This is a genomic window from Halomonas sp. 707D4 (assembly GCF_024158685.1).
GTDB lineage: Bacteria > Pseudomonadota > Gammaproteobacteria > Pseudomonadales > Halomonadaceae > Vreelandella.
The window spans coordinates 1-4,167 of record NZ_JAMZBD010000285.1; the positions used below are offsets into that span (position 1 = coordinate 1).

5 protein-coding genes are annotated in these 4,167 nt (G+C 63.0%); 3 read left to right on the plus strand and 2 right to left on the minus strand.

The window, feature by feature from the left end:
- Positions 1 to 83: 83 nt before the first annotated feature.
- Entirely contained in the window at positions 84 to 1,049 is a 966-nt protein-coding gene (locus tag BIS11_RS12105) for a sialic acid TRAP transporter substrate-binding protein SiaP (protein ID WP_253424991.1), read from the minus strand.
- 146 nt (positions 1,050 to 1,195) lie between these two features.
- On the opposite strand from BIS11_RS12105, the gene BIS11_RS12110 reads away from it, so the two are divergent.
- Positions 1,196 to 1,897 carry a FadR/GntR family transcriptional regulator gene (locus BIS11_RS12110; RefSeq protein ID WP_301283018.1) on the plus strand — a complete coding sequence of 234 codons (702 nt, stop codon included), beginning with the start codon at positions 1,196 to 1,198 and terminating at the stop codon, positions 1,895 to 1,897.
- 15 nt (positions 1,898 to 1,912) lie between these two features.
- Here BIS11_RS12110 and BIS11_RS12115 read toward each other — a convergent pair whose 3' ends face one another.
- On the minus strand, positions 1,913 to 2,491 hold the full coding sequence (locus BIS11_RS12115; protein WP_253424998.1) for an NAD(P)H-dependent oxidoreductase: 579 nt from the start codon (positions 2,489 to 2,491) through the stop codon (positions 1,913 to 1,915).
- 191 nt (positions 2,492 to 2,682) lie between these two features.
- On the opposite strand from BIS11_RS12115, the gene BIS11_RS12120 reads away from it, so the two are divergent.
- A complete protein-coding gene (locus BIS11_RS12120; RefSeq protein WP_253425001.1) occupies positions 2,683 to 3,585 on the plus strand; it encodes a LysR substrate-binding domain-containing protein in 903 nt (300 codons plus the stop codon).
- 80 nt (positions 3,586 to 3,665) lie between these two features.
- Positions 3,666 to 4,167, plus strand: a 502-nt coding sequence (locus BIS11_RS12125) for a hypothetical protein (RefSeq protein WP_253425004.1), incomplete at its 3' end; no start/stop codon positions are given.

Below are 4,167 nucleotides of genomic sequence, written 5' to 3' on the forward strand. Positions count from 1 at the left end.
GTGCACCACGCTGCCGGCCGCGGGATCGCGGCCGGTGGCGGCAGGGGTCACCTGATCGAGGGGACGGCCCTTGTCGTCGTTCATTACTCGATCGCCTCCAGCCGCTCCAGTTGCTCGCTACTCCAGCCCACGTCCTCTGCGGTGAGGTAAGGCCGCACCAGTTCGGCGAAGGGTGCGCGGTCCACGTCATGAACGTTCGTGCCGTTGTCCTCGAACCAGGTGACCAGTTCCTGCTCCTGCTGCTGGATGTCCCGGCTGCCCTGCTCGCCGGCCTCGCGGAACACGTCGCGGAACATCGCCTGGTCCTCCTCGGAGAGCCGGGACCAGGCGTCGCCGCTCATGATGACCGGCTGGCTGTCGAAGATGTGACCGGTCAGCGAGATATCCGACTGCACCTCGTCGAACTTCATCGCGCGGATGATCGGCAGCGGGTTCTCCTGGCCGTCTACCACGCCCTGCTGCAGCGCCAGGTAGACTTCCGAAAACGCGATCGGCGTCGGATTGGCGCCCACGGCGCGCGGGAACATCAGCAGAAGCGGCGCATCCGGCACGCGAATCTTCATGCCTTTCATGTCGTCCGGGGTCAGCTTCGGCTCGTTGGCGGTGACGTGGCGTTGGCCGAAGTAGATCAGCCCCAGCGGCACGTGGCCGGTGGTCTCCTCATATCCTTGGGCAAGCTCCTGGAACAGGTCACTGCGCGAATAGGCCAACCAGTGGTCGAAGTCACGGAACACGAACGGGGCGCTTCCCAGCGCAATGGGCGGATAGGCGTTGCCGGCGAAGGCGTTGCCGGTGTAGATGAGGTCCACGGTGGCCAGGTCCAGCCCTTCGTTGAGCTCGACCTCGTTGCCCAGCTGCAACGATGGGAACACCTCGACGGTGTGGCGGCCGTCGCTGCGTTTCTCGATCTCTTCGGCGGCCCACTGCGCCCATTTGTGGTGGCTGTGGCTCGCCTCGTAGATATGCCCGAACACGAAGTCATCGGCGTGAACGGTGGAGGCCAGCGCCAGAGCCGCGACAAGCGTTGAGAGTTGATGACGTGCACGCATTGTTGTCTCCTTATTGGAATTCTCGACCAACACATGCAGTACACTGGGAATCACGAACTCGAGCAATTTGTTTGTCGCTTACCTCACCCATTGAAACTAAGGTACTGTTTTAAATAAGCAAGAAGACAACCCCCGAGTTTGGATGCATGACAACAAAGACCAAAGTTGACAAGACCAAAGTCGAAAGAATCAAGGCGCTGTATGACGACATGCACCACGCCATCCTGCGCGGGCAGTACCTGAGAGGCGCAAAGCTGCCTACCGAAGCGGCGCTTTCGATGCGCTACGGGCTCGGCCGCAGCGCGGTACGCGAAGTCACGGCGCGGCTGAAGGAAGAAGGGCTGGTGGTCGCACGCCAGGGCGCGGGGCTGTTCGTCGCCGCCCGTCCGGCCACCGCCCTGGACGCCCCGAGCTTCATCGATAGCCGCGACGATCTCGACGCGCTGTTCGATTTTCGCCTGCTGATCGAGACCGAGTCGGCGGCGCTGGCCGCCACCCGTCAGCGCCCAGGCGACATCGACCGCATCGAGGCGAAGGCGATGGCGCTTCGGCGGCTGTTCAGAAACGGCAAGCAGGGCACCCAGGAGGACTTCGACTTTCACCTCGAGATCGCCAAGACCGCCGGCAACAAGTTTCTCTTGAGTTCGCTTCTCACTCTCCAGACCGGGGTAATCTTCGGCGCCCGGTTCAGCCAGCCGAAATCCGAGCGCGATCTCATCCTTCACGCCCAGCAGGTCACTCAGGAGCACGACGAGATCGTCGTCGCGCTGCGCGCCCGCAGCGACACCCGCGCCCGCGCGGCCATGCGCCGCCATGTCCACGCCTCGCTCGGGCGCATCATGGCGTGACGCAGGCCCCTGGCGTCAGGCCAGCACCTGCGTCAGATGCGCGGCGTAGGCGGCGGTGTCGCGCTCGACGTTCGGCGCCTTGATCACGTCGTTGGCGATGAAGGTCGGCAGCGCCGACAGGCCGACGAACTCCTGGGACTTGTGAAACGGGAAGTAGACGCCGTCCACGCCTCGGCCTTCGAAGAAGTTGCCGGGCTCATCGAAGGCGGCCACGGGCGCGTTCCAGGTCAAGGACAGCAGGTAGCGGCGTCCTTGAAGGAGCCCGCCGCTGCCATACTGCTTGCTCGGGTCCTGGCGAGAGCGGCCATCGCTTGCGTAGAGCGCGCCATGTCCCGCAGTGAAGACCTCGTCGATATAGCGCTTGACCGTCCAGGGCGCGCCCATCCACCAGCCCGGCATCTGATAGACGAGCACGTCGGCCCAGAGAAACTTCTCCACCTCGACATCAAGCTCGTAGCCGTTCTCGATGACCGTCTCGCGTAGCTCGTGCCCTTGTTCGCTCAAGGTGCGCCAGGCCACGTCGTGCAGGGTATTGTTGAGCTCACCGCCAGAATGAGCGAAGGGCTTGCCACCATTAATCAACAGAATCTTCATCGATACGACGTCCTTTGAACGGAAATGATCGCGATCGTTTAGGGAACCCTGCAGGGTTCCTATGCTCGCCAGGGCGTCAGTATGGGCGAACCTCGTCATAGGAAAAACCGACGCGTTCGCAAGAGACTCTTGACGTTTCATCAACAAACGTCGTGAACTGGCCGGGTATCAATGCCGAACGCGAGACTCCCATGAAAACCACCCTCGAAGAGCAACGCGCCTTTGCCACCGTCGTGGACTGCGCCTCCATCACCGGGGCCGCCGAACAGCTCGGCATGACGGTGTCCGGCGTCAGCCGGGCGCTCAACCGTCTGGAGCGCAAGCTGGGCGCCACGCTCTTGCGTCGTACCACCCGACGCCTGGAGTTGACCCAGGAGGGGGAAACGTTTCTGGAGCACTGCCGGAGGATTCTACGCGCAGTGGACGTGGCGGAGGAGTCGGTTCGCGACCGCCACGGCCAGCCTCGGGGCCAGCTTCGCATCAACGCGGCGCCGAGCTTCATGCAGTTCGTGATCGTGCCGCTGATCGGGGAGTTTCGTGCCCGCTACCCGGGCATCCATCTTCAGCTCGATACCCATGACCGGTTCGTCGATCTGCTGGAACAGCGCGTCGACCTGGCGATCCGTATCGGCGAGCTCGACGACTCCTCTCTGCACGCGCGCCTGCTGGGCAAGAGCCCCCTTCGCCTGCTGGCAAGCCCTGGCTATCTCGCCCGCGTCGGCATCCCGGAAACGGTGGAGGATCTCGCCCATCACAGCCTTCTAGGGTTCAGCCAGCTCAATCATCTCAATCGCTGGCCTTTGCGCGGGGTCGACCGGGAGGACGTTCACATCGTCCCTACCCTGCTCGCCTCCAGCGGCAGCACCCTGATGGAGCTTGCGATTCAAGGCGAGGGCATCGTGTGCCTGGCGGACTTCATGACCCGGACCCCGCGTCGCACCCAAGCGCTGGTCGAGGTACTGCCCCAGCACAGCGTGCCCATGGCACAGGCGGTTCACGCCGTCTACTACCGCCAGGCTACGCTTTCGCAGCGGGCGCGACTGTTCATCGACTTTCTCGTCGAGCGCTTGGCAGGGCAATATCTGCAAGAGTGACGGCCCCCGGCGCGATTCGGTGCTAGGCTTTCGGTGATACCACCGTGAAGGTGGCTTTTGTCATGCACAAGGACCGTATCATGATCGACTCTATCGAAGAGCTGGAACGCATTCGACTGGCCTGCCACAAGAAGGTAACGCGAAGCTCGAGCCTGTCCGCCGGCGCCGCCATCATTCCCATTCCCGGGGTCGATATCGGCTCCGACGTTGCGATCCTGCTGCGCCTGATCCCGCAGATCAACGAGAAGTTCGGCCTGACGCCGGAGCAGATCGAGGCGCTGGACACCGAATCCAAGATAATGGTGATGACCGCGATCTCCAACGTCGGCAGCAAGATGGCGGGCAAGTACATCACCCGCAAGCTGATCGTCAACCTGCTGCAGAAGATGGGCTTCAAGATCGCCGCCAAGGGCACCTCGAAGTTCGTACCCTTCATCGGCAGCGCCGTGGCCGGTGGCATCAGCTACACCGCCATGAAGTACATGGGCAACAAGCACATCGAGGATTGCTACCAGATCGCCCTCGAAGCCCTGGAGCAGCGCAACTTCGACGCCGCCGAGCCCATCGACGTCACGCCGACAC

What these genes read in the sequence shown, in the direction of transcription:
- BIS11_RS12105 (WP_253424991.1), bottom strand. Translation starts at nt 1,049, where the DNA reads ATGCGTGCACGTCATCAACTCTCAACGCTTGTCGCGGCTCTGGCGCTG.
- BIS11_RS12110 (WP_301283018.1), top strand. Translation starts at nt 1,196, where the DNA reads ATGACAACAAAGACCAAAGTTGACAAGACCAAAGTCGAAAGAATCAAG.
- BIS11_RS12115 (WP_253424998.1), bottom strand. Translation starts at nt 2,491, where the DNA reads ATGAAGATTCTGTTGATTAATGGTGGCAAGCCCTTCGCTCATTCTGGC.
- BIS11_RS12120 (WP_253425001.1), top strand. Translation starts at nt 2,683, where the DNA reads ATGAAAACCACCCTCGAAGAGCAACGCGCCTTTGCCACCGTCGTGGAC.